A 21122-nucleotide genomic window follows, 5' to 3' on the forward strand; every position below is an offset into this window, starting at 1 on the left:
GTGCTGTCCGACGCGGTACGAACCGAACTCGCCGACGAACTCGAGCGCGCCGAACGCGACCGGGTGCCGATCGACCCGCTGGTCAGCCGGTACCCGGATATCGACGTGGTCGATGCCTACGAGATCCAGCTGATCAACATCCGGCGCCGGCTCGACACGGGCGCCCGGGTGGTCGGCCACAAGGTCGGCCTCTCGTCCGAGGCCATGCAGCGGATGATGGGCGTCGACGAACCCGACTACGGTCACCTGCTCGCGGAAATGGAAGTCTACGAAGACGTTCCCGTCGAGGCGGGGCGCTATCTGTTCCCGCGGGTCGAGGTCGAGGTCGGTTTCGTGCTCGGCGCCGACCTGCCCGGCGCGGACTGCACCGAGGCCGACGTGCTTGCCGCGACAGTCGCTTTCGCCCCCGCCATCGAACTGATCGATTCGCGGATCAAGGACTGGAACATCGGGTTGATGGACACCATCTCCGACAACGCGTCGTCCGCGGGATACGTGCTCGGTCCGGAACGCGTGGCCCCGAAGGACATCGACATCAAGTCCATCGACGCGGTGCTCACCCGCAACGGCGAGACGGTGGCCGAGGGACGCAGCGATGCCGTGCTCGGCGATCCGGTGATCGCCGTGGCCTGGCTGGCGCGCAAGGTGGCGAGCTTCGGGGTGCGGCTGAAAGCGGGCGACATCGTGCTGCCCGGCTCCTGCACCCGCGCCATCGACGCCCGGCCGGGCGACGCATTCCATGCCGAGTTCGCCGGGCTCGGTTCTGTCCGTTTGCAATTCATTTAGGAGGCCTGTGGTGTCCGAGACTGGGACCGTCACCGCCGCGATCGTCGGGTCCGGCAACATCAGTACCGATCTGCTCTACAAACTGCTGCGCTCGACCACCATCGAGCCGCGGTGGATGATCGGGATCGACCCGGACAGTGAGGGTTTGAAGCGGGCCAGGGGGCTCGGCCTGGAAACCTCGGCCGAAGGCGTGGACTGGCTGCTCGGGCAGTCCGAACTGCCCGAGCTGATCTTCGAGGCCACCTCCGCGTACGTGCATCGCGCCGCCGCCCCGCGCTACGCCGAGGCGGGTATCCGCGCGGTCGACCTCACCCCGGCCGCCGTCGGTCCTGCGGTGGTGCCGCCGGTGAACCTCGGCGCGAATCTGGACGCACCGAACGTCAACATGATCACCTGTGGTGGCCAGGCCACCATTCCGATCGTCGCGGCCGTCTCCCGGGTGGTGCCGGTGCCCTACGCCGAGATCGTCGCGTCCGTGTCCTCGGTGTCCGCGGGCCCCGGCACCCGGGCCAATATCGACGAGTTCACCAAGACCACCAGTCGCGGGGTCGAGACCATCGGCGGTGCGCAGCGCGGCAAGGCGATCATCATCTTGAATCCGGCGGAGCCGCCGATGATCATGCGCGACACCATCTTCTGCGCCATCCCAGAGGATGCCGACACCGATGCGATCACCGAGTCGATCCAGCGCATGGTCGCCGACATCCAGCAGTACGTGCCCGGGTACCGGCTGCTCAACGACCCGCAGTTCGATCCGCCGTCGGTGGTTTCCGGTGGGATGGCGAAGGTTTCGGTATTCGTCGAGGTCGAAGGCGCGGGCGACTTCCTGCCCCCGTACGCGGGCAACCTCGACATCATGACCGCCGCCGCGACCAGGGTCGGCGAGGTACTCGCCGGTCAAGTCCGCGCGGCCCGGGTGTAAGGAGCGAAAACATGGGCTACTCAGCAGAACTCGACATCCGCGTCACCGACACCTCGCTGCGCGACGGATCCCATCACAAGCGGCACCAGTTCACCGCCACCGAGGTGCGCGATATCGTCGCCGCCCTGGACGGCGCCGGCGTGCCGGTCATCGAGGTGACCCACGGCGACGGCCTCGGTGGCTCGTCGTTCAACTACGGCTTCTCCAAAACGCCGGAGCAGGAACTGATCACGATCGCCGCCGAGACGGCGAAGCAGGCCAAGATCGCGGTGCTGATGCTGCCCGGTGTCGGGGTCAAGGAAGACATCAAGATCTCCCAGGACAACGGCGCCTCGATCTGCCGGATCGCCACCCACTGCACCGAGGCCGACGTCTCCATCCAGCATTTCGGGCTGGCGCGCGAGCTCGGCCTGGAGACCGTCGGGTTCTTGATGATGTCGCACTCGCAGCCGCCGGAGGTGCTGGCCAAGCAGGCACGCATCATGGCGGACGCGGGGTGCCAGTGTGTCTACGTCGTAGACTCGGCGGGTGCGCTGGTCTTGGACCAGGTCACCGACCGGGTGGCCGCGCTGGTCGCCGAACTCGGCGACGACGCGCAGGTGGGCTTCCACGGTCACGAGAATCTCGACCTCGCCGTCGCCAACTCCATCTACGCGATCCGCGCGGGCGCCACGCAGATCGACGGCAGTGCGCGGCGCTTCGGCGCGGGCGCGGGCAACACTCCGGTCGAAGCACTGGTCGGGGTGTGCGACAAGCTCGCCATCAGCACCGGCATCGACTTCTTCGCGATCGCCGACGCCGCCGAGGACGTGGTCCGGCCGGCCATGCCGCAGGAATGCCTGCTCGACCGCTCCTCGTTGATGATGGGCTACGCGGGCGTCTACTCCAGCTTCCTCAAGCATGCCGAGCGGCAGGCCGAGCGTTATGGTGTCTCCGCCGCGGAAATGCTCGTGCGCGCCGGAAAGCGGAAACTGGTTGGCGGGCAAGAAGATCAGCTGATCGACATCGCGCTCGAGTTGCAGCGGGAGCAGGCGGCGGTCGCCGTCTGATCGAGGCGTCCGGGCCGTGGTCGGTGCGAGTCACCGGCCGCGGCCCTGGTTATGCCGCGGCTGCCCAGCGCCCGTCCGCCTGTGCGGCCGCGATCGCGGCGAAACCTGCCGCTCGCATCCGCCCGGCGGCGATCAGCACGTCCGCCTTGCCGACATTGATCCGCGACCACGGGCTCTTGGCGCGCCGCGGTGAATACCGCTGCAGGTAGTACTCCGCATCCAACTTTCGCCGATGACTGTCGATCCACCCGAAACACAGTGCCCCGTCGAGGGCCTCGGTAATCGTGATCGTCGAGTCCGCCGCGCCCTTCTTGGCGATCTTCAGCCATACATCCTGTGCCGCATCGTGATTCGCGCTGAGCCAGTGCTCCCACTGCGCGAGGTCGGTGCAGGTGATGATCTCGGTGCCGGTCATGCCTTCATCTTCCGCGCATAAGTGCGCACCGAATGAGCACTTAAGAACTCAGCGCACGACTTTGATGCCGAAGTGGCCGCCGAGCGCGAAGCCGAGGGCGGAGTGCAGGTGGGCGTACATCTCCTGGCCGCGGGCCGCGACGAGGTCGCCGAGATCGAGGATGTCGGTCCAGCCGTAGGACGTCAGCAGGTCGGTGACGGCGGCTTTGGCGGTGCTGTCGTTGCCGGAGATCGGCATGGTGTGGTCACCGCCGTTGACGGTCGCTGGATCGACCACGGTCGCCTGCTCCTGCGTGACGAAAGCCTTGACCACCATGGTTTTCGGCAACGCGCGCTGGATCTGTTCACCGAGGCTGTCGGTGTCCAGCACGGTGAAACTCGGCATCGCGCCCCATGGCGTGGGCCACGGGTACGGGCCGTGCTCGGTGTAGTTGTACGGCACGCCGTAATCGATGAGCACCTTGCCCGCGAGTTGTTCGCTGATACCGCTGAGCGCGGCTACCGCGCTCGCGCCGTCGATGCCGTTGATCACCAGCTGGTCCGCCGCGGCAGCCGCCTCGCCGAACGTGCGCACCGGGATCTCGGGGTGTGCCGCCGACCATTCGCTGAGCGGCGGATTGCCCATCCGATCCGGCTCGGTCCTGGCCAGCGTGACCGCCGGATCCCTGGTGCCCAGCACCACCTCGTAACCCAGCTCGGCCAATTTCGCGGCATGCAGCCTGCCGCCCTCGCCGGTCCCCAGAACTGCAATCTGCATGCCGCACTCCTTCTCGTCACGGAACTCGATGTCATCGGATCGCCGCCGTCGAGCGCGCCGCCCCGGACGCGAACCTCGCTAGGTACATTTGTACCTTAAAAGTTGCCTGATGTTTGCAGAGTGTGGCATGAATCGCTTTAGGTACATATGTACCGCTGAGGGCACGGCTGTACGTGCAATGAAATCGGACTACACCGGGACGATCTCCACCATGCTTTCCAGCCCGCGAAAGTCGGCGCTGTTGCGGGTGAACAGCGGCAGCGCGCGCGACGACGCGATGGCCGCGATCATCAGATCCATCTTGCGCGGGCGCGGGTCGCGTTTCGATGCCAGGGCGAGGGCGACCAGCGTGCCGTAGCGGGTCGCCGCATTGTCATCGAACGGCAGGGGATCGAACTCGACGATCGCGACACCCAACCGCTCCGACCGTTCCGCACGTGCGATCGGGTCCTTGGCCATCGCCACGCCTTGGTGGAGTTCGGCGAGCGTGATCGCGGTGAGCTCGGGCACCTTGGGCAGCGAAACCGGTTCGAGCTCGTAAAGATCGATGTAGGTGCAGGTATCCAGAATGCCGCTGTCGCGTCGTTCGCTCACCAGCGCGCTCCCCACGTGTCGTCATCGCCGATGCGGTCCTCGGTCCCGAAGAACTCGTCGGCTTCCTTGCGCATCTCCGCGTAGTTCAGGCGCGGTAACTTGCGATGCTTTTCGACCAGCTCTTCCGCGGTCAGCCGGCGTCGGCGGTTGACCGGCCGCAACTCGGCGATTTCGACCCCGTTGCGAGTGACCCGAAACGTTTCCCCGGCCTCGACCGCATCCATGACCGCCGCGGAGTTGTTCCGAAATTCCCGCTGCGTGATCACCTTCATTGCGCAAGTGTAGCCCCCTGTAGCACACGGGGCTACACGCGCTTTGTCGTGTCCCGGGCTAGCTTTGGGGGCGGCTGTGGGCCAGCGCGGTTGCTGAGGCGCGGAGGAGGGCGACCAGCTGGGCTCGGTCGGTGCGGGGGAGGCGGGCGCGCAGTTCTTGTTCGAAAGCGTCCCGGATGTCGGAGCCCATCGTTCGGCCCTGCCCGGTGATGATGACCCGAGTTACCCGGCGATCCGCGGAATCGGTTTGCCGAGACACGAAGCCTCGCCGCTCCAGCCGGTCTACCAGGCCTGTGACGTTGGTCTTGTCGCAGCCCAGCGCACTTGCCAGCTCGCCGAAAGAGGGTGGCTCGCCGTGTAGCTGGCACAGCAGTTCGGCCTGCTGCATGGTCAAGCCGAACCGCCGGGCGATCAAGTGGTATAGCGCGTTGACCTCGCGATTCAGCGCCGAGAAGGCGGCCGACAGCTCATGCTCTTCGATCGTCACGAGACAAGTTTAGGGAACCAACTGTTGACACCCTCAACAATTTAGTTGAGCATCTCTACTATCTATCTAATGGACTAATTGGGGAGGCGTTATGCCGGTCGCGATCGTTACCGGAGGATCCCGCGGGATCGGGCGGGCCATCGCAGAGCGATTGGGTGCGGAGGGCGCGTCGGTCGTCGTCAACTACCAGACGAACCGATCCGCCGCAGCGCAGGTGGTCGACACGATCGAGAGGGCGGGCGGGCGAGGCTTCGCGGTACCGGCGGACGTGGCCGACCCGGCACAGCTGCGGAGCTTGTTCGACAGCGCCGAGGAGCGGTTCGGCGGCGTGGACGTGCTGGTCAACAACGTCGGCACGGCCAGATTCGCCGCGATCGCCGAGGCGACCGACGACGACTACGAGCTGATGTTCTCGATCAACACCAGGGCCACGTTCGTCGCGTTGCGTGAAGCAGCGAATCGTTTGCGGGACAACGGCCGGATTATCGTCGTCTCATCCGGGGTGACGGCGACGCATCGTCCTGGGTCCGGTCTCTACAGTGCCAGCAAGGCGGCGGCAGAGGAACTGGTCCGGGTCTTGGCGAAAGAACTCGGCGCCCGCGGCGTCACCGTCAACAACGTGCTGCCGGGCGCGATAAAGACCGAGGCACTGGCGGCGGCGCGCAGCCCGGAGCTGACCGAACAGATCGTCGCCGCAACACCTCTCGGTCGTATCGGCGAACCCGATGATATCGCCCGCGTCGTCGCCTTCCTGGCGTCCCAGGCGGGTGGCTGGATCACCGGCGAAACAGTCCATGCGGGTGGGGGACTCTTCTGAGACCCCACCCGTGGCTCCGACTGCCCGTGTGTCACCTTGTCCGGCACAGGGTTCCGCGGCGTGTCCTCATAACCACGTGTCGAGGGTGGTGGTGGTGAGGAAGTGTTCGAGGTCGGCGCGCCAGGGGGCGGGGGTGGTCTTGTCGGGTTCGATGGCGGTGTATTGGCCTCGGTAGAACAGCAGGGGGCGGCCCGTGTCGGTGGACTCGGAGAGGGCTTGGACGCGGCCGATGACGATGTAATGGTCGCCGCCGTCGACGACGCGGTCCACCGTGCATTCGATGGTGGCCAGGGCGTCGTCGAGGACGGGCAGGGCGCGCGGGGAGGCGTGCCAGGCGGCGCCGGCGAACTTGTCGGGTTCGCGGGAACCGAAGCGGGCGCACACTTCTCGCTGCTCTTCGGCCAGGACGTTCACACAGAAGCGGCCGGAGCGCTCGATCGCCGCCCAGGAGCGTGACGCCTTGGTGGGGCAGAACAGGACCAACGGCGGATCCAGGGAGAGGGCGGCGAAGGATTGGCAGGCGAAACCGATCGGCGCGTCGGCCTCGTCGAAGGTGGTGATCACCGTGATGCCGGTGCAGAACTGCCCGAGCACATTCCGGAACTGCCTGCCGTCGATCTCGGGGTGGGCCATGGCCTCGTGCGCACCTACCCCGCCGTCCGCCGTCCTCTCGGCGGTCACTGCGGACGCTGCCCGACGGAGAAGTCGTGGCCCCACAGGCTCACCGCGGTGGATTCCCGGGCGATCCAGTCGTGGTCGTCGACTTCGAGTCCCTCACAACCGAATTCGACGTCGAAACCGCCGGGCGTCTTCATGTAGAAGGAGAGCATCTTGTCGTTGACGTGCCTGCCGAGCGTCGCCGACATCCGAACCTTCTTGCGCAGTGCGCGATCCAGGCACAGGCCGACGTCGTCGGCGTTCTCCACCTCGAGCATCAGGTGCACGATGCCGCTCGGTGTCGGCATGGGCAGGAACGCGAGCGAATGGTGCCGCGGGTTGCAGCCGAAGAACCGCAGCCAGGCGGGTTCGCCGTCGGCCGGGCGGCCCACCATCTGCGGTGGCAGCCGCATGGAGTCACGCAACCGGAAGCCGAGCACGTCACGGTAGAACTCGAGCGCGGCCTTGTCGTCTTTGGTGCTGAGCACGACGTGACCGAGCCCCTGCTCCTCGGTGACGAACCGATGCCCGTACGGGCTGACCACGCGCCGATGTTCCAGTGCCGCACCGTGAAACGCCTCCAGCGTGTTCCCGGAGGGGTCGTCGAAGCGGATCAGCTCGTACACCCGGCGGTCGGCGAGTTCGGCGGCGGTGCCCTCCTTGTAGGGCACGCCCGCGCCTTCGAGCCGGGTCCGGATATCCTGCAGCTCTTCGGCATTGGCGGTCTCCCAGCCGGAGATCTGCAACCGGTCGTGTTCGCCGGGCGAGATCACCAGCCGGGCCGGGAATTCGTCCATGCGCAGATACAGCGCGTCCGGGTCGGTGCCCTTGCCTTCGACCATGCCGAGCACTTTGAGTCCGTATTCACGCCAGGCGGCCATGTCGGTCGCCTCGATGCGCAGATACGCCAGTGATCGAATCCCCATCACTTCTCCTTGGAACCGGCCAGGAAATCGATGGCCAGTCGGTTGAATTCGTGGAACTTCTCCAACTGTGCCCAGTGTCCACACCCGCCGAACACATGCAACTGTGCCCGCGGAATCACCTTGGTCGCGATGAGCGCGCCGTCGAGCGGGTTGACCCGGTCTTCGCGGCCCCAGATCAACAATACGGGCTGGCGCAGCTTGTAGGCGTCGCGCCAGAGCATGCCCTTCTCGAAATCCGCACTGGCGAAGGACTTTCCCATCGCGCGGGTCGCGGCGAGCGATTCCGGCGTGCTGGCCGAGGCGAACCGTTCTTCGATCAACTCGTCGGTGATCAGCGACTGGTCGAAGACCATGATGCGCAGGAACGCTTCCAGGTTCTCCCTGGTCGGCTCGTAGTTGAACTTGCCGAGCAGCTTCACGCCCTCGGTGGGATCGGGCGCGAACAGGTTGTTGCTCAACCCACCCGGGCCCATCAGCACCAGTTTTCCGGCGCGCTCGGGATAGTCGAGCGCGAACCGCACGGCCGCCCCGCCGCCGAGTGAATTGCCGAGCAGGTGCACCCGTGCGGTGATCTCCAGGTGGTCGAGCAGATCATTCAGCGCCGAGGCGCTGTGCACGAAGTACTGCGGATGCTCGGTGGGCTTGTCCGAGCGGCCGTAGCCGGGCTGATCCACGGCGATCACGTGAAAGTGCTCCGCCAGCACCGGGATATTGCGGGCGAAGTTCGACCAGGAGGACGCGCCGGGACCGCCGCCGTGCAGCAGCACGATCGTCGGGCCGTTGCCGACGCCCGCCTCGTGGTAGTGCAGCTTCAGGTCCGGACGCACCTGGGCGTACCGGGAGGTCGATTCGGCGGTCAGTGCCACGGTGGAAGTCAAGGCAGCTCCTACACCATGCCGTCGGTGACGGGCAGTCCGAATTCGTGTGTGCCGTACATCAGGTAGGCCCGCTCGGGATCGTTCGCGGCGTGCACCCGGCCCGCGTGCGCGTCCCGCCAGAAGCGTTGCAGCGGTGTGCCGTTCGCGAGGGCGGTGGCGCCGGAGCTCTCGAAGAGCTTGTCGATCGCGGCGATCGAGCGGCCGGTGGCGCGCACCTGATCGCGCCGCGCCCGCACCCGCAGGTCGAACGGTACTTCCTGACCGGCGGCGAGCAGCGCGTATTCGTCGGCCACGTTGCCGGACAACTGCCGCCAGGCCGCGTCGATATCGCTGGACGCCTCGGCGATGCGCACCTTGGCGAACGGATCGTCCTTGGCCTTCTCGCCCGCGTAGGCCGCGCGCACCCGCTTGCCCTGGTGCTCGACGTGCGCCTCGTACGCGCCGTAGGCCATGCCGACGATGGGGGTGGAGATGGTGGTGGGATGGATGGTGCCCCACGGCATCTTGTACACCGGATCCGTGTTCTGTTCCAGGCCGGGCGATTTCATCTCGCTCATCGCGCGGAAGCTGAGGAACCGGTGCGACGGGACGAAGATGTCTTTCACCACAACGGTATTCGAGCCGGTGCCGCGCAGGCCGACCACGTTCCAGACGTCGTCGATGCGGTAGTCGTCGCGCGGGATGAGGAAGCTGCCGAAGTCGACCGGCTTGCCGTCCTTGATCACCGGTCCGCCGAGCACCGCCCAGCTGGCGTGGTCGCAGCCCGAGGACCAGGCCCACGCGCCGTTGACGAGGTAACCGCCGTCGGTCACCACGCCCGCGCCCATCGGGGCGTAGGACGAGGAGATCCGCACCTCGGTGTCCTCGCCCCAGACGTCCTCCTGGGCCTGCTGTGCGAAGAGCGCGAGGTGCCAATTGTGTACGCCGACAATGCCGGCCACCCAGCCGGTGGAACCGCAGGCGCTGGCGATCTTGCGCACCGTGTCGTAGAAGACGACCGGGTCGGCCGCGTGCCCGCCCCACTGCTTGGGCTGCAGCAGCCGGAAGAACCCGGTCTCCTGCAGGGCCTTCATGGATTCGTCGGGGATGCGCCGCAGGTCCTCGGCTTCTTGTGCGCGCTCGCGCAGGGTCGGCAACAGCGCGTCGACCCGTTCGGTCACTTCTTGCGTCATCTCGGGACCTGCTCCTGCCTGGTCGATTGATAACCGGTAGTCATTTGCCTCTGAGACTAGAACAGGTTCCTATTTATGTCGAGAACGGGTGCCGATCCCATCGCATTGATGGACATGTGCAGGAAGTGACCGGAATCGCTGGCATGGAACGCGACATTTTTGTAACGTGTTCTAGTACAGAAGGAGGAGGATTCGCGATGGCAGTTACCCCACAGGGGGGCGGTGCGAAGGCCAAGGGGTCGGCAGTCTGCGTAGCCGACGGGGTGGGTAAGCCCCGGGAGCTCGATGTCGGCACCGCACCCACCCGTTATGCACGGGGATGGCATTGCCTCGGCCTGGCCAAGACGTTCCGCGACGGGAAGCCGCACGCGGTCAACGTTTTCGGCACCAAGCTCGTGATCTGGGCCGACAGCAACGGTGAACTGCGCGTGCTCGACGCCTACTGCAGGCACATGGGTGGCGACTTGAGCATGGGCGAGGTCAAGGGTGACGACATCGCCTGCCCGTTCCACGACTGGCGCTGGTCCGGCACGAACGGCAAATGCACCGCGATCCCGTACGGCCGGCGGGTGCCACCGCTCGCACGTACCCGGAAGTGGACCACGCTCGAACGCAACGGGCAGCTGTTCGTCTGGCAGGACTTCGAAGGCAGCCAGCCGCCGCCGGAGGTGACGATCCCGCACATCGAGGGCCCGTACACCGACGCGGACGGCAACCCGACCGAGCAGCTCGACAGCGGCTGGACCGACTGGACCTGGAACTCGATGCTGATCGAGGGCGCCAACTGCCGCGAGATCATCGACAACGTGGTCGACATGGCGCACTTCTTCTACATCCACTTCGCCTTCCCGACCTACTTCAAGAACGTCTTCGAGGGGCATATCGCCACCCAGTTCCTGGAGACCAAGGGCAGGCCGGACATCGGGATGGCGTCCAAGTACGGCGGCGACACCCTGCTCAAATCGGAAGCGTCCTACTTCGGGCCGTCCTACATGATCAATCCGCTGATCAACATCTACAGCGGTTACGAGGTCAAGAGCGTCCTGATCAACTGCCACTACCCGGTCACCCAGGATTCCTTCGTCCTGCAGTGGGGAATCACGCTGGAGAAGCCGCAGGGCGTCGAGGGCGAGATGGCCGACAAGCTGGCCGCGAAGATGACCGAGGGCATCAGCGTCGGCTTCCTGCAGGACGTGGAGATCTGGAAGCACAAGTCCAAGGTCGAGAACCCGCTGCTGTGCGAGGAAGACGGCCCGGTGTACCAGCTGCGCCGCTGGTACGACCAGTTCTACGTGGACGCGGCCGACGTCACCGAGAAGATGACGCAGCGCTTCGAGTTCGAGGTGGACACCACCAAGGCGAACGAGGCGTGGGAGGCCGAGGTCGCGGAGAACCTGCGGCGCAAGCGCGAGGCCGACGAGGCCGAGGGCAAGCAGGCGGAGGCCGGGGTCTGATGGTCCGCTGGGCGAAAGCACCCGACTTCGCCGATCAGCCCGCTCGGCAGGCCGAAGTGCGCGCCCAGACGGTGGTCGACAAGCAGCGCTATCTGGAGCAGGGCCTGACACCGCTGCGGTGCCAGGCCTGCCAGAGCCAGGTGCTGGTGCGCAAGAGCAGCGCGCACCAGACCTCGGTGCAGTGGACCGAACCGCCGCAGACGCACTGCCCGGTCTTCGCCGAACTCAGCAAGAACGGCGCGCAGCCCGGCCGCCCCGACACCTGCGCACAGTTGGAGAAGACCATCAAGTGGGCCGTGGACGAGGGCGTGCTCGAGGTGCCGGAGTAGCGGACGGCGGACACTCGGCTAGGTTGAGGCCGAGAGCGTACTCGGCCGAGGGAGATCCGCGATGAAGGTGCACCATCTCGATTGCGCGACGATGTGCCCGCTCGGCGGGCGGGCGCTGCTCGGCAGCGGCGGGCTGCTGACTGCGGAGCTGGTCGCGCACTGCCTGCTCGTCGAAACCGAGAGCGGACTCGTGCTGGTGGACACCGGTTTCGGCACCGCGGAGATCGCGGACCCGAAGCGTCTCGGGTTCGGCACGCAGGCCATGCTGCGGCCCGCGCTGCGCTTGGAACAGACCGCGCTGCACCAGGTTCGCGCGCTCGGCTATCAGCGCGAGGACGTCCGCCACATCGTGGTCACCCACCTCGATTTCGATCACGCGGGCGGTCTCGCGGACTTCCCGGACGCCACGGTGCACGTGTTCGCGGACGAACTCGCGGCCGCGACCGCGCGCGCGACGCGGCTGGAGAAGAGCCGCTATGTGCCCCGGCAGTGGGCCCACGGCGCGCACTGGCAGACCCATGAGACCAGTGCCGAATCGTGGTTCGAGTTCAGCGCGGCGCCGTTGCTCGACGGCATCGTGCTGGTTCCGCTGGTGGGACACACGCGCGGGCACAGCGGTGTCGCGGTCCAGCAGGGCGAGCGCTGGCTGCTGCACTGCGGCGACGCGTTCATGCATCGCGGTCAGCTGCTCGACGACGGCACCGCGCCGGTGGGCCTGAAGTTCTATCAGCGCGCGACCGACGTCATGCACGAGCGCCGGGTGCACAACCTCGAGCGCCTGCGGAGCCTGCGCGCCGAGCACGGCGACGAGATCACGCTGTTCTGCGCGCACGACGCGCAGCAACTCGCGGATTTGCAAACGGTCTCCTGAGTATTGCCGGTTCGGGCAGGGCGATCGGCCGAATTCGCTTGTCGTCCTCTGGGCACTCCGCCAAAAGGTGTCGCGCGGCTTCTGCTCGCCGCGCCGGTTCCCTTAATGTCCGGGCATGGCTGTTCCGGAAAGGGGCGCACATGTCCGATGACGCGACGACCGCGGGGTTCGCCGAACTCACCGCACGGCTGACGGTGCCGTTGATCGCCGCGCCGATGTTCCGGGTCTCCGGGCCGGAGTTGGTGATCGCGGCCTGCCGGGCGGGCGTGGTCGGCTCGTTCCCGACGGTGAATGCCCGTACGCCGGAACAGTTGTCGCAGTGGCTGACCGAGATCGACGCCGCGCTGACCGCCGACGGCGCGCGTCCGGCGCCCGTCGCGGCGAATCTGATCGTGCATCCGGGGAACGCCCGGTTGCAGCCGGACCTGCGGGTGCTGTGCGAGCAGCCGACCGAGGTCGTGATCACCTCGGTCGGCACGCCGCGCGAGGTGGTGCGGCCGCTGCACGAGGTCGGCTCGCTGGTGCTGGCCGACGTCGCGTCGGTGCACCACGCGGTGCGCGCGCTCGAATGCGGGGCCGACGGACTGATCCTGCTCACCGCCGGCGCGGGCGGGCAGACCGGCTGGGCCAATCCGTTCGCCTTCGTCCGCGCGGTGCGCGAATTCTTCGACGGGCCGGTGGTTTTGGCGGGCGGGGTGGCCGACGGTGTCGCGTTGCGCGCCGCGATCACCCTGGGTGCGGACCTGGCCTACATGGGCACCAAGTTCCTCGCGACGGCCGAGAGCATGGCCGACCCCGCGCACAAGGAGTTGGTGGCCGCCTCCGGTCTCGACGACGTAGTGCTCACCTCCGCCTTCACCGGCCTGCCGACCAACATGCTGGCGGGCTCGATGCGGGCGCTCGGCATCGACGTCGCCGCGCTACGCGCCGGCACCTTCGACCTCGCGGCGCATTTCGCCGGCGCCGACGCGCCGAAGAACTGGACCGACGTCTGGAGTGCGGGGCATTCCGCCTCCGGGGTCGGCGAGATCCTCGGCGTCGCGGCACTGGTCGAGCGGACCCGCCGCGAGTACGTCGGCGACTGAGGTCAATCCATGTGGAAGTCGGCGAAATCGAAGCCGGGCGAGACGATGCAGCTGACCAGGACGTATTCGTCGCTCGCGGGGCGCGCGGCTTGGACGACTCCGCCGGGCACGACAGCCTGCAGCACCTGTCCGCGCTCCACTTCGGGGCCGAGGATGATCTCCTCGCCGCCGATATTCAGCACCAGCGGCCCGCCGCGATGCCACAACCACAGCTCGTCGGAGCGCACGGTATGCGGGGCGGACTGTTCGCCGGGGAACAGCAGGAAGTGGATCGCGGTCGCACTCGCGCGGCTGCCCACATAGCCTTCGGGCGTGAATTCCACAGCGCTGCGCCAGGTTTCGCGAAACCAGCCGCCCTCCGGGTGCGGGGCGAGGTCCAGTGTGGCGGCGAGTTCGGGTCGGGTGTCTGTCACCGTTCCGACTATGCCCGATGATGGGCGAACGCGCCGGTTGCGTGCGCGGAAAATGAGGGCGATCATGTTGCCATGAGTGGCGTCTATGGCGACTGCCTGAGACGATCAATGGCTTTATCGCGCTCATCTATATTTCGAACACTCACCGAGAGAGCGCTATGGTGAGCGAGTGGACGTGCTCAGTGAAACCATCGCCGCGATCCGTACGGGCAGCCCGACCTCCGGCATGTTCGTCCGGCATGCGCCGTGGGGGCGTCGCTATCCGGTTGTCCCGGGTGCGGGCTTCCATGTGGTGCTGCAGGGTTCGTGCTGGCTGGTGCCGCCGACCGGCGCCGAACCGATGGCGCTCGGGACCGGTGACGTGGTCTTCATGCCGCGGGGCGCCGATCACGATCTGGTCGACCATCTGGACAGCCCGGTCACCGAAACCGCGCGCCCTGGTGAGCCGCGGGAAGTCGAGGGTCCCGGCGTGCGGACCGCATTGCTTTGTGGCGCCTACGAACTCGGCAGGCAGCGAAGTCATCCGCTGCTCGACGAGCTGCCCGAGTTCATCCATCTCCCCGCGCGTCCCGGCCGGCACCCGGCCTTGCGTGGCGCGGTCGACCTGCTCGCCGCGGAGATCGCCGCGCCGCGCCTGGGGAGCGACGCCGCGGTCCCCGCATTGCTCGAAATGCTGCTCCTGTTCGTCCTGCGCGCCTGGTTCGAGGAGCAGGCCGGTGCCCGAACCACCGGCTGGGCAGGCGCTTTCGCGGACCCGGCGGTCGCCGCGGCGCTCCGGGCGGTCCACGAAGAACCCGCCCGCCCGTGGACCGTCCCCGATCTGAGCGACGTCGCCGGCGTCTCCCGCGCCACCCTCGCCCGCCGTTTCACCGCCACAGTGGGCGAACCACCACTCGCCTACGTCACCAGATGGCGCATGCTCACCGCGGCCCGCCTCCTGCGCGAGACCAACGCTGCACTCGGCACCGTCGCCCGCAAAGTCGGCTACACCTCAGAATTCGCCTTCGCCAAAGCCTTCAAACGCGAGTACGGCCTAGCCCCCGGCCGCTACCGCAGCACCGACGACAAACCACCCCTCGTCGCGGTCTGATCCCGCACCCTTTCTGACTTCCCGCACTGCTCCTGACTTCCCGCACCCGCTCTGGCATGCGAAAGCGCGTGCGACAAGACAGAAACGGTGCGGGAAATCGGTGGTGTATGGGGGCGCCACCGGTAAGAGTGGACGGGTGGACGCGGTGATCGAGGGACATCGGGAGTTGCTGGAGCGTGTGCTGCCTGGTGCGCGTTTGCCTGAGCTGACGGTGCGCGAAGGGCAGTTCCACTATCTGGTGATCGGTGCCGACCGGGTGGTCTGCCTGGCCCGCACGGCGGCCGCCGCGGCGCGGCTGCCACTGCGTGCGGCTGCGCTGCGCGCCGTCGCGGGGCTGGAGCTGGTTGCGGCGCAAGGGATAGCGGTGCCGCGGCTGGTGGACGTGTCCGGCGACCCGCCGTACCTGGTCATGACGCGGGTCGGTGGCGAACCGTTGGCGGCGACTGTGCTGAGCGACGCGTGTGCCGTGGAATCGGTTGCGCGGCAGTGCCATGCGCTCCTATCCGCATTGTGCACGGCTGGCGCCGACCAGCAGTCGGCATTGCCTCTGGCACCCGCCGACCGCTGGACCCAGTTCGCCGCCGACGTCCGTGCCGAACTGTATCCGCTGATGAACGCTGCCGGACGCGCCCGCGCCGACCGCGAACTCGCCGGGCTCGATACCTTGCCGCACCGCACCGATGCCGTCGTGCACGGTGACCTGGGCGGTGAAAACCTGCTGTGGGACAACGACACTCATAACCCGGCGCTCCGCGGCGTCGTCGATTGGGACGGTGTGTGCCTCGGTGACCAGGCCGAAGACTTCGCCGCGATCGCCGCGAGCTACGGCGACGAGGTCTTCCAGACGATCATGCAAATGACCGAGCATGCCGCCGACCTAGCCGCCCGAACAGCCATCATCCGAGGAACTTTCGCCCTGCAACAAGCCCTGGACGCCCACCGCGACGGTGACGCGGACGAACTCGCCGACGGCCTCACCGGTTACCGCTGAGCGGGTTTCAGCTGAACGGACTGCGCGGGCGTTCCTGGAGTTCGCCGTCGAGATAGATGTCGACCTTCTCGTTGTAGAAGCAGACCAGACCGGCGATCTTCTGGCTCTCGGGTAGTGGCGTGCGATAGCCCCAGACGTAGTCCTGGTAGTCCTGCTCGCCGACACGGACGGTCCAGTAGTCCGCGGTGCCTTTGTAGGGGCAGCTGGTGTGCGTGTCCGAGGGGCGCAGCAGATCGATCCGGACGTCGGTCATCGGCAGGTAATACCTTGCGGGAAGGCCGGTTTCGAAGAGGATGCGGGGCGAATGCGAATCGGCGACGGTGACGCCGTCGATCGCTACGCGCACGTGCCGGGAACTGCCGAGGATGTCGACCCTGGTGTAGGGGTCGCGCGGATGGACGTAGACCGGCTCGTCCTCCTCGAACCATTCGTCCATCGTGTGCCACTCCAGCCGGACCAGCTCGTTCAGCTCGGGTAGCGGCGAATCGTGGTAGCGCAGCGCGGCCGCCGGCGCCGTAGTGCCGTCCACCACCACGTCGTACTCCGTCGCGTCGCCGCGGCTCGGGGAGTGGTGGGTTTTGCCGGTCGGCTCGAGTTTCGCGTGCAGATCGGCGGCCGGCAGGTAATACGTCGGATAGTGCGGGCCCTCCCAGACCAGCACCGGATGCGCGGTATCGGCGACCACGTGGCCGCCGAGGAATGTCCGCACCCGCTTCTGGCTCGTCTCGATCTTCACCCGGCCGCGCTGCGTATTGCCCATACCACCCGAGGGTACGCGGCACGGCTGCCCGAATTCGGTGGACCGATCCAGGCAGCCGTGCGTAGCGGAAGTCTCAGTCGCCGACGGTGATCGCCTCGGCTTCGTCGACGCTGTGCGGCGCGGGATCGTGCTCGTCGATGTGTGCGAGCGCAGCGCGACCGGCGAGCAGGACGAGCACCGCGGCCGCGGTACAGGCGGCGCCGACCCAGAACGGCAGCGCGATGCTGTGCTCACCCAGCTTGCCCGCCAGGTAGGGCGCGGCCGCGCCACCGGCGAAGCGCACGAAGCTGTAGGCCGCCGACGCGGTCGACCGCTCGACCGGCGCGGAGATCATCACGGCCTCGGTGATCAGGGTGTTGTTCACCCCGAGGAACAGTCCGGCGAGCACGGTCCCGGCGATCAGCACCGGCTTGTGCTCCGCGAATGCCGCCATCACCGCGAGATCGGCGGCGAACAGCCCCAGCGACAGACCCATCATCGGCAGTGAACCGAACCGCCGCTGCAGGCGCGGCGCCAGGAAGACCGAGGCGAGCGCGAGCAGCACGCCCCAGCCGCAGAAGATGAAGCCGATCGCATAGGTGCCCATGTCCAGCGGGAACGGGGTGTACGCGAGCAGGGTGAAGAAGCCGAAGTTGTAGAGCAGCGCGGTGAGGCTGACGGTCAGCAACCCGCGGTGCCGAAGCGCCAGGAACGGTGCGGCGATCGAGGTGTGATGCGTCGGCTTCGGTCCCTCGGGCAGCAGCGTCACGATGCTGATCAGCGCGACGGCCATCAGCACGGACACACCGAAAAATGGTCCACGCCAGCTGATTCCGCCGAGCACACCGCCCAGCAGCGGACCGGTGGCGATGCCGATACCGAGCGCCGCCTCGTAGAGGATGATCGCGCGGGCGACGCCGCCGCTGGCCGCGCCGACGATGGTGGCCAGCGCCGTCGCGATGAACAGGGCGTTACCCAGACCCCAGCCTGCGCGGAAACCGACGATCTGCGTGACAGTGCTGGACATTCCGGCCAGCGCCGCGAACACGATGATGATGGCCAGCCCGGCCAGCAGCGTCTTCTTCGCGCCGAACCGGCTCGACACCACGCCGGTGATCAGCATGGCCACGCCCGTCACCAGCATGTAGCTGGTGAACAGCAGCGACACCTGCGAGGGTGAGGCGTGTAATTGCTCGCCGATCGGTTTCAGGATGGGGTCGACCAGCCCGATGCCCATGAACGCGATCACGCTCGCGAAGGCAACGGCCCAAACGGCTTTCGGTTGCCGGGCCGGCTCGGTGGGTTCCGTGCCCGCGCCGCGGGTGGATGCCAAAGTACTACTCATCGGTGTTCCCTCGATATCGGATGTTGCTGTCGCGTAGCCGTTTTCAGGGCCTCCAGCAGTTCGTTGAGATCGGTGTCCAGTTGCGCGAGCCGCGCGGTGTCGAAGCCTTCGAGCCGGGTGGTGAGCGCGGTCGCGAAGGCTTGACGCGCCTGGGTGAGCCGAGTGCGCCCGGCCGGGGTGAGTTCGACGACGACCGCCCTGGAATCGTCCGGGTCTCTGCGCCGGGTCGCGAATCCGTCCGCGACCAGCCGCCCGATCAGCGTCGTTGCCGCCGGTTGCGAACACCGATCGATCCTGGCGAACTCGCTCACCCGCACCGCGCCGTGCTCGTCGAGCACGGCGAGCGCGCGCAATACGGCTCGCGGTAGGTCGTCGCCGCTGATCACCCCGGCCAGCCGAGTGAGCCTGCCCGCGGTCACGAGTAGATCGACGACGATGTCATCCGCTGTGGTTTCCTGAGCATGCTGCACCAGAATATTATTACATAAGCTAACTATATAAGTCTCGTGAACCTGATCACGACCCGGAAAGGCCCGGTCGGCGCCGGTTCCCGCCGAGGCGGCTATGCGTCCGCTGCTTCCCGACGGTAGCTTTCATGGTGTCCCCGGGAGGAGCCGCACCGTGACCGACCCCGCCGTTACGTTCGCCCTGGTGCCCGACGAAGTGACCGATGCCGGGCGCTACGTCCAACAGGCCGCCGCCAACCTGATCGCAGGCCTGCGGTCCGGCTCGGCCGAGGTCGACGGGTTGATGACGACCTGGCACGGCACCGCCGCCACCGCCTACGCCGCCGCCTGGGACGAAACTCATCGCGCCGCCCTCTCGGTGTTCGAGGCTCTCGCCGACATGGCCGAACTGCTCGGGGTGGTGGTCGACCGCAGTCAAGCCACCGACACCGGCACCGCCACGGCGGTGAGCTCGCTGGATCTGCCCTGAGTCTTAGAAACCGAAGGGGGACAACAGAAATGACTGAACAGTATCGAGCCGACCTGGCCCATATCGAAGCCGTGACGGCGAAATTGGCCGGTCTCGACGAGTTCGTCACCGAGTCGCTGCGCGAGGTCGAAGAGCGTATCGCCGCCGTGCAGCGCAACTGGTCCGGCAAGTCGGCCGACGCGCACGCCACCGCGCACACCGAATGGACCACCGCGGCCGCCGAAATCGCCGCGGGCTTGGCGAAGATGCATCAAGCCGCCGCCGCGGCCCGGACCTCCTACGCCGACGGCACCGTGACCATCCTCTCCGCCCTCGGCCGCGGCGGATCCACGCAATGACCGGCACGGTCCTCGACGTCGACACCGCCGTCTACTACGACACCGCCACCAAGATCGCGGCCGGCGCCGCCGCCTGGTGGTCGGCGATCGATGCCCGCTGGCCGGAAATGGCCAAGGCCACCGACATGGCCGGCTCGTACACCGACGGCAAGGAGTGGGGCAAGAGCTACGACCAGCGGGCCAAAGACATCCTGGCCATGGTCACCAAGGTGGCTTCGGCGGCGCACGCCTATGCCATCGTGCTCAACAACTGCGGCTATCAGCGGGCTCTCGACGAACACGGCGCCACGATCGACGCCGGACCCGCGCCGGTCAAACCCCCGACTCCGATGTACCCGGTCCTCAACTGCCGAGTCCCGCTGCCGTCGGCGGGCGGCCCGGGCAGTGGGCTGCTCGACGAGGGCCTGGGTCTGGTCGAGAAGATCGGGCTCACCGTGCCCGACGGCAACGCCACCACGATTTCCAACGCGGCATTGACCTGGGACGCGGCCCGCAATGCCGAAGGCGCGGCAGGGTTTCCGGCGATTCTCGAGGCCGCCGCGGTCGCATTCCAGGACGTAGCCGCGCCGGAGGTCGAGTTCATCGACGAGGACCTGCGCGCCCTGAAAGCCGCCGCCGAGGCCGCGCTCACAGCCATGGGCGACCTGGCCCAATCGTGCCGCGACCACCGCGCCGCCCTCGACGAACTCCGCGACCTGCTCAAACAACAGCTCGAAATGGTGCGCGACGCCCTCATCCAAGAGCTGGCGATCACCGCCGCCATCTCCGTCGCCTCCTCCTTCATCACCTTCGGCGCAGGCGCCGCGATCGGCCTGGCCGGCGCCGCCGCCATCTGCGCCCGCTACGCCCGCCCCATGCGCCTCATCGTCGAGCAATGGCAGGCCCGCCGCCGCCTCGCCGCCGGCGTGAAGTTCGACCAAGACCTGGCCCGTCACGTCCGCGAATGCGAACGGTTGGAGGAGTTGGGCCCGGCGGGGAAGTTGAAGCCGAAGGCGGATCCGCCCGCGAAACCTGCCGATGTAGAACTCGGCCCGATTCAGCACCCGCCGGGCATTCCCAAAGTTGAACTGTCCCAAGCGGAGCGCGACGTGATCTCCAAGTACACCAGCAATTCCTACGACATCAATACCGCTCTACGATCTGGTGACAAACTCACCGACGCTCAACGTGCCGAAGTGGAACAGCTCGACACGGTCCTGGACAAGATGCCGGCATTCACGGGAGAGGTGACCCGGCGAACCGATTTACCTGCGGACATACTCGAGCGATATCAGATCGGCGGACAAGTCACCGAGGCGGCGTTCACGTCGTCCTCGGCAACAGCCAAGGCTGCCAAGGACCTACCGGTGGAGTTCCAGATCATTTCTGACACAGGGCGTTACATCGGCCACCACTCGACCGCACCACAAGAGCTCGAGGTCTTGTTCAAGAGTGGTACACCGTTCCGCATCGTCGACCGGTTCCCGGCCGACGACGGAAGGCTCATCATCCAAATGCGAGAAATGCCGCGGTAGCGGTGTGGGGAGATGGAGACACATGCCTGAAGAAATCGATGGAAAGATCTTCTACTCACCTGACGAGGTCGAGCCACTGCCGCCCGAGGAGATCGCCCGATTGAAGGAGCGGTTCGCGGCGTTCAACAAGAAGCGTGACGCTGTGCCGGAAGAGGAACGCATCCACCTGCGTGACCGCTTCGGTGATGATGCCGTCGGCACCGACCGGGAAGCGGAGTACTGGGTTCAGGTGGAAGAACGGAAGAAACGAGGGGAGTACTGGGGATAGATCTCCTCAGGGCGCTCG

Annotated in this window: 27 protein-coding genes; 14 read left to right on the forward strand and 13 right to left on the reverse strand. The window is 67.0% G+C overall.

Annotation, left to right across the window (positions count from 1 at the left end; translation table 11 throughout):
• From NVU01S_RS24625 to dmpG, 3 genes are read left to right on the forward strand one after another with little or no spacing between them, the layout of a single operon-like run.
• Positions 1 to 786 (forward strand): 2-keto-4-pentenoate hydratase, encoded by a 786-nt coding sequence (locus NVU01S_RS24625; RefSeq protein ID WP_043676699.1) that lies wholly within the window; start codon positions 1 to 3, stop codon positions 784 to 786.
• 10 nt (positions 787 to 796) lie between these two features.
• A complete protein-coding gene (locus NVU01S_RS24630) occupies positions 797 to 1708 on the forward strand; it encodes an acetaldehyde dehydrogenase (acetylating) (RefSeq protein WP_029898931.1) in 912 nt (303 codons plus the stop codon).
• A gap of 11 nt (positions 1709 to 1719) precedes the next feature.
• Positions 1720 to 2757: a 4-hydroxy-2-oxovalerate aldolase gene (gene dmpG / locus NVU01S_RS24635; RefSeq protein WP_042256336.1), complete on the forward strand. Its 1038-nt coding sequence runs from the start codon at positions 1720 to 1722 to the stop codon at positions 2755 to 2757.
• A 49-nt stretch (positions 2758 to 2806) separates the two neighbouring features.
• On the opposite strand, the gene NVU01S_RS24640 is transcribed toward dmpG, so the two are convergent.
• The 5 genes from NVU01S_RS24640 to NVU01S_RS24660 form a co-directional block, all read right to left on the reverse strand.
• The gene (locus NVU01S_RS24640) at positions 2807 to 3172 is read right to left on the reverse strand and encodes a YdeI/OmpD-associated family protein (protein WP_043676701.1); all 366 of its coding nucleotides are present in this window, start codon (positions 3170 to 3172) and stop codon (positions 2807 to 2809) included.
• A gap of 48 nt (positions 3173 to 3220) precedes the next feature.
• Entirely contained in the window at positions 3221 to 3928 is a 708-nt protein-coding gene (locus NVU01S_RS24645; RefSeq protein WP_043676703.1) for an NADPH-dependent F420 reductase, read from the reverse strand.
• Between the two features lie 189 nt (positions 3929 to 4117).
• Positions 4118 to 4522: a type II toxin-antitoxin system VapC family toxin gene (locus NVU01S_RS24650; RefSeq protein ID WP_043676775.1), complete on the reverse strand. Its 405-nt coding sequence runs from the start codon at positions 4520 to 4522 to the stop codon at positions 4118 to 4120.
• On the reverse strand, positions 4519 to 4794 hold the full coding sequence (locus tag NVU01S_RS24655) for a type II toxin-antitoxin system Phd/YefM family antitoxin (RefSeq protein ID WP_042256333.1): 276 nt from the start codon (positions 4792 to 4794) through the stop codon (positions 4519 to 4521). Before NVU01S_RS24655 ends, NVU01S_RS24650 begins: the two co-directional genes overlap by 4 nt.
• Positions 4795 to 4852: 58 nt before the next feature.
• Positions 4853 to 5281, reverse strand: coding sequence for a MarR family winged helix-turn-helix transcriptional regulator (locus tag NVU01S_RS24660; RefSeq protein ID WP_052280999.1), 429 nt, complete (start codon positions 5279 to 5281; stop codon positions 4853 to 4855).
• A 91-nt stretch (positions 5282 to 5372) separates the two neighbouring features.
• Here NVU01S_RS24660 and NVU01S_RS24665 point away from each other — a divergent pair, with 91 nt between their 5' ends.
• Entirely contained in the window at positions 5373 to 6098 is a 726-nt protein-coding gene (locus NVU01S_RS24665) for an SDR family oxidoreductase (protein ID WP_043676705.1), read from the forward strand.
• 66 nt (positions 6099 to 6164) lie between these two features.
• Here NVU01S_RS24665 and hsaB read toward each other — a convergent pair whose 3' ends face one another.
• From hsaB to hsaA, 4 genes are read right to left on the reverse strand one after another with little or no spacing between them, the layout of a single operon-like run.
• Complete coding sequence (gene hsaB, locus NVU01S_RS24670) at positions 6165 to 6731, reverse strand: 3-hydroxy-9,10-secoandrosta-1,3,5(10)-triene-9,17-dione monooxygenase reductase subunit (RefSeq protein ID WP_043676779.1); 567 nt, start codon at positions 6729 to 6731, stop codon at positions 6165 to 6167.
• 44 nt (positions 6732 to 6775) lie between these two features.
• The gene (gene hsaC, locus NVU01S_RS24675; protein WP_043676707.1) at positions 6776 to 7681 is read right to left on the reverse strand and encodes an iron-dependent extradiol dioxygenase HsaC; all 906 of its coding nucleotides are present in this window, start codon (positions 7679 to 7681) and stop codon (positions 6776 to 6778) included.
• Positions 7681 to 8559, reverse strand: a complete 879-nt coding sequence (hsaD, locus tag NVU01S_RS24680) for a 4,5:9,10-diseco-3-hydroxy-5,9,17-trioxoandrosta-1(10),2-diene-4-oate hydrolase (protein WP_043676709.1) — start codon at positions 8557 to 8559, stop codon at positions 7681 to 7683. The genes hsaC and hsaD overlap by 1 nt, the downstream gene beginning before the upstream one ends.
• 8 nt (positions 8560 to 8567) lie before the next feature.
• Positions 8568 to 9731 carry a 3-hydroxy-9,10-secoandrosta-1,3,5(10)-triene-9,17-dione monooxygenase oxygenase subunit gene (gene hsaA, locus NVU01S_RS24685; RefSeq protein WP_043676712.1) on the reverse strand — a complete coding sequence of 388 codons (1164 nt, stop codon included), beginning with the start codon at positions 9729 to 9731 and terminating at the stop codon, positions 8568 to 8570.
• A gap of 197 nt (positions 9732 to 9928) precedes the next feature.
• On the opposite strand from hsaA, the gene NVU01S_RS24690 reads away from it, so the two are divergent.
• From NVU01S_RS24690 to NVU01S_RS24705, 4 genes are all read left to right on the forward strand, one after another.
• Positions 9929 to 11185, forward strand: a complete 1257-nt coding sequence (locus tag NVU01S_RS24690; RefSeq protein ID WP_373864212.1) for a 3-ketosteroid-9-alpha-monooxygenase, oxygenase component — start codon at positions 9929 to 9931, stop codon at positions 11183 to 11185.
• The gene (locus NVU01S_RS24695; protein WP_014981361.1) at positions 11185 to 11514 is read left to right on the forward strand and encodes a hypothetical protein; all 330 of its coding nucleotides are present in this window, start codon (positions 11185 to 11187) and stop codon (positions 11512 to 11514) included. Before NVU01S_RS24690 ends, NVU01S_RS24695 begins: the two co-directional genes overlap by 1 nt.
• Before the next feature lie 61 nt (positions 11515 to 11575).
• Positions 11576 to 12385: an MBL fold metallo-hydrolase gene (locus NVU01S_RS24700; protein ID WP_043676716.1), complete on the forward strand. Its 810-nt coding sequence runs from the start codon at positions 11576 to 11578 to the stop codon at positions 12383 to 12385.
• Between the two features lie 140 nt (positions 12386 to 12525).
• Positions 12526 to 13470 (forward strand): NAD(P)H-dependent flavin oxidoreductase, encoded by a 945-nt coding sequence (locus NVU01S_RS24705; protein ID WP_043676718.1) that lies wholly within the window; start codon positions 12526 to 12528, stop codon positions 13468 to 13470.
• A gap of 2 nt (positions 13471 to 13472) precedes the next feature.
• Here the strand turns inward: NVU01S_RS24705 and NVU01S_RS24710 are convergent, their stop codons facing one another.
• Positions 13473 to 13883, reverse strand: coding sequence for a cupin domain-containing protein (locus NVU01S_RS24710; protein ID WP_043676720.1), 411 nt, complete (start codon positions 13881 to 13883; stop codon positions 13473 to 13475).
• Positions 13884 to 14052: 169 nt separating this feature from the next.
• Between NVU01S_RS24710 and NVU01S_RS24715 the strand changes: the two genes are divergently transcribed.
• Both NVU01S_RS24715 and NVU01S_RS24720 read left to right on the forward strand, forming a co-directional pair.
• Positions 14053 to 14973 carry an AraC family transcriptional regulator gene (locus tag NVU01S_RS24715; protein ID WP_043676722.1) on the forward strand — a complete coding sequence of 307 codons (921 nt, stop codon included), beginning with the start codon at positions 14053 to 14055 and terminating at the stop codon, positions 14971 to 14973.
• Positions 14974 to 15109: 136 nt separating this feature from the next.
• The gene (locus NVU01S_RS24720; protein WP_043676724.1) at positions 15110 to 15964 is read left to right on the forward strand and encodes a phosphotransferase family protein; all 855 of its coding nucleotides are present in this window, start codon (positions 15110 to 15112) and stop codon (positions 15962 to 15964) included.
• 7 nt (positions 15965 to 15971) lie between these two features.
• On the opposite strand, the gene NVU01S_RS24725 is transcribed toward NVU01S_RS24720, so the two are convergent.
• From NVU01S_RS24725 to NVU01S_RS24735, 3 genes are all read right to left on the reverse strand, one after another.
• On the reverse strand, positions 15972 to 16724 hold the full coding sequence (locus tag NVU01S_RS24725; protein WP_043676726.1) for a DUF427 domain-containing protein: 753 nt from the start codon (positions 16722 to 16724) through the stop codon (positions 15972 to 15974).
• 73 nt (positions 16725 to 16797) lie between these two features.
• Entirely contained in the window at positions 16798 to 18048 is a 1251-nt protein-coding gene (locus tag NVU01S_RS24730; RefSeq protein ID WP_043676728.1) for an MFS transporter, read from the reverse strand.
• A complete protein-coding gene (locus tag NVU01S_RS24735; RefSeq protein WP_043676730.1) occupies positions 18045 to 18518 on the reverse strand; it encodes a MarR family winged helix-turn-helix transcriptional regulator in 474 nt (157 codons plus the stop codon). Before NVU01S_RS24735 ends, NVU01S_RS24730 begins: the two co-directional genes overlap by 4 nt.
• Positions 18519 to 18669: 151 nt before the next feature.
• On the opposite strand from NVU01S_RS24735, the gene NVU01S_RS24740 reads away from it, so the two are divergent.
• From NVU01S_RS24740 to NVU01S_RS24755, 4 genes are read left to right on the forward strand one after another with little or no spacing between them, the layout of a single operon-like run.
• Complete coding sequence (locus tag NVU01S_RS24740; RefSeq protein WP_063048164.1) at positions 18670 to 18984, forward strand: WXG100 family type VII secretion target; 315 nt, start codon at positions 18670 to 18672, stop codon at positions 18982 to 18984.
• 29 nt (positions 18985 to 19013) lie between these two features.
• Positions 19014 to 19322, forward strand: coding sequence for a WXG100 family type VII secretion target (locus NVU01S_RS24745; protein ID WP_052281000.1), 309 nt, complete (start codon positions 19014 to 19016; stop codon positions 19320 to 19322).
• A complete protein-coding gene (locus NVU01S_RS24750; RefSeq protein WP_052281001.1) occupies positions 19319 to 20836 on the forward strand; it encodes an ADP-ribosyltransferase in 1518 nt (505 codons plus the stop codon). Before NVU01S_RS24745 ends, NVU01S_RS24750 begins: the two co-directional genes overlap by 4 nt.
• Positions 20837 to 20858: 22 nt before the next feature.
• The gene (locus NVU01S_RS24755; RefSeq protein ID WP_043676734.1) at positions 20859 to 21104 is read left to right on the forward strand and encodes a hypothetical protein; all 246 of its coding nucleotides are present in this window, start codon (positions 20859 to 20861) and stop codon (positions 21102 to 21104) included.
• Positions 21105 to 21122: the final 18 nt, after the last annotated feature.

This window comes from Nocardia vulneris, assembly GCF_001613425.1.
Lineage (GTDB): Bacteria > Actinomycetota > Actinomycetes > Mycobacteriales > Mycobacteriaceae > Nocardia > Nocardia vulneris.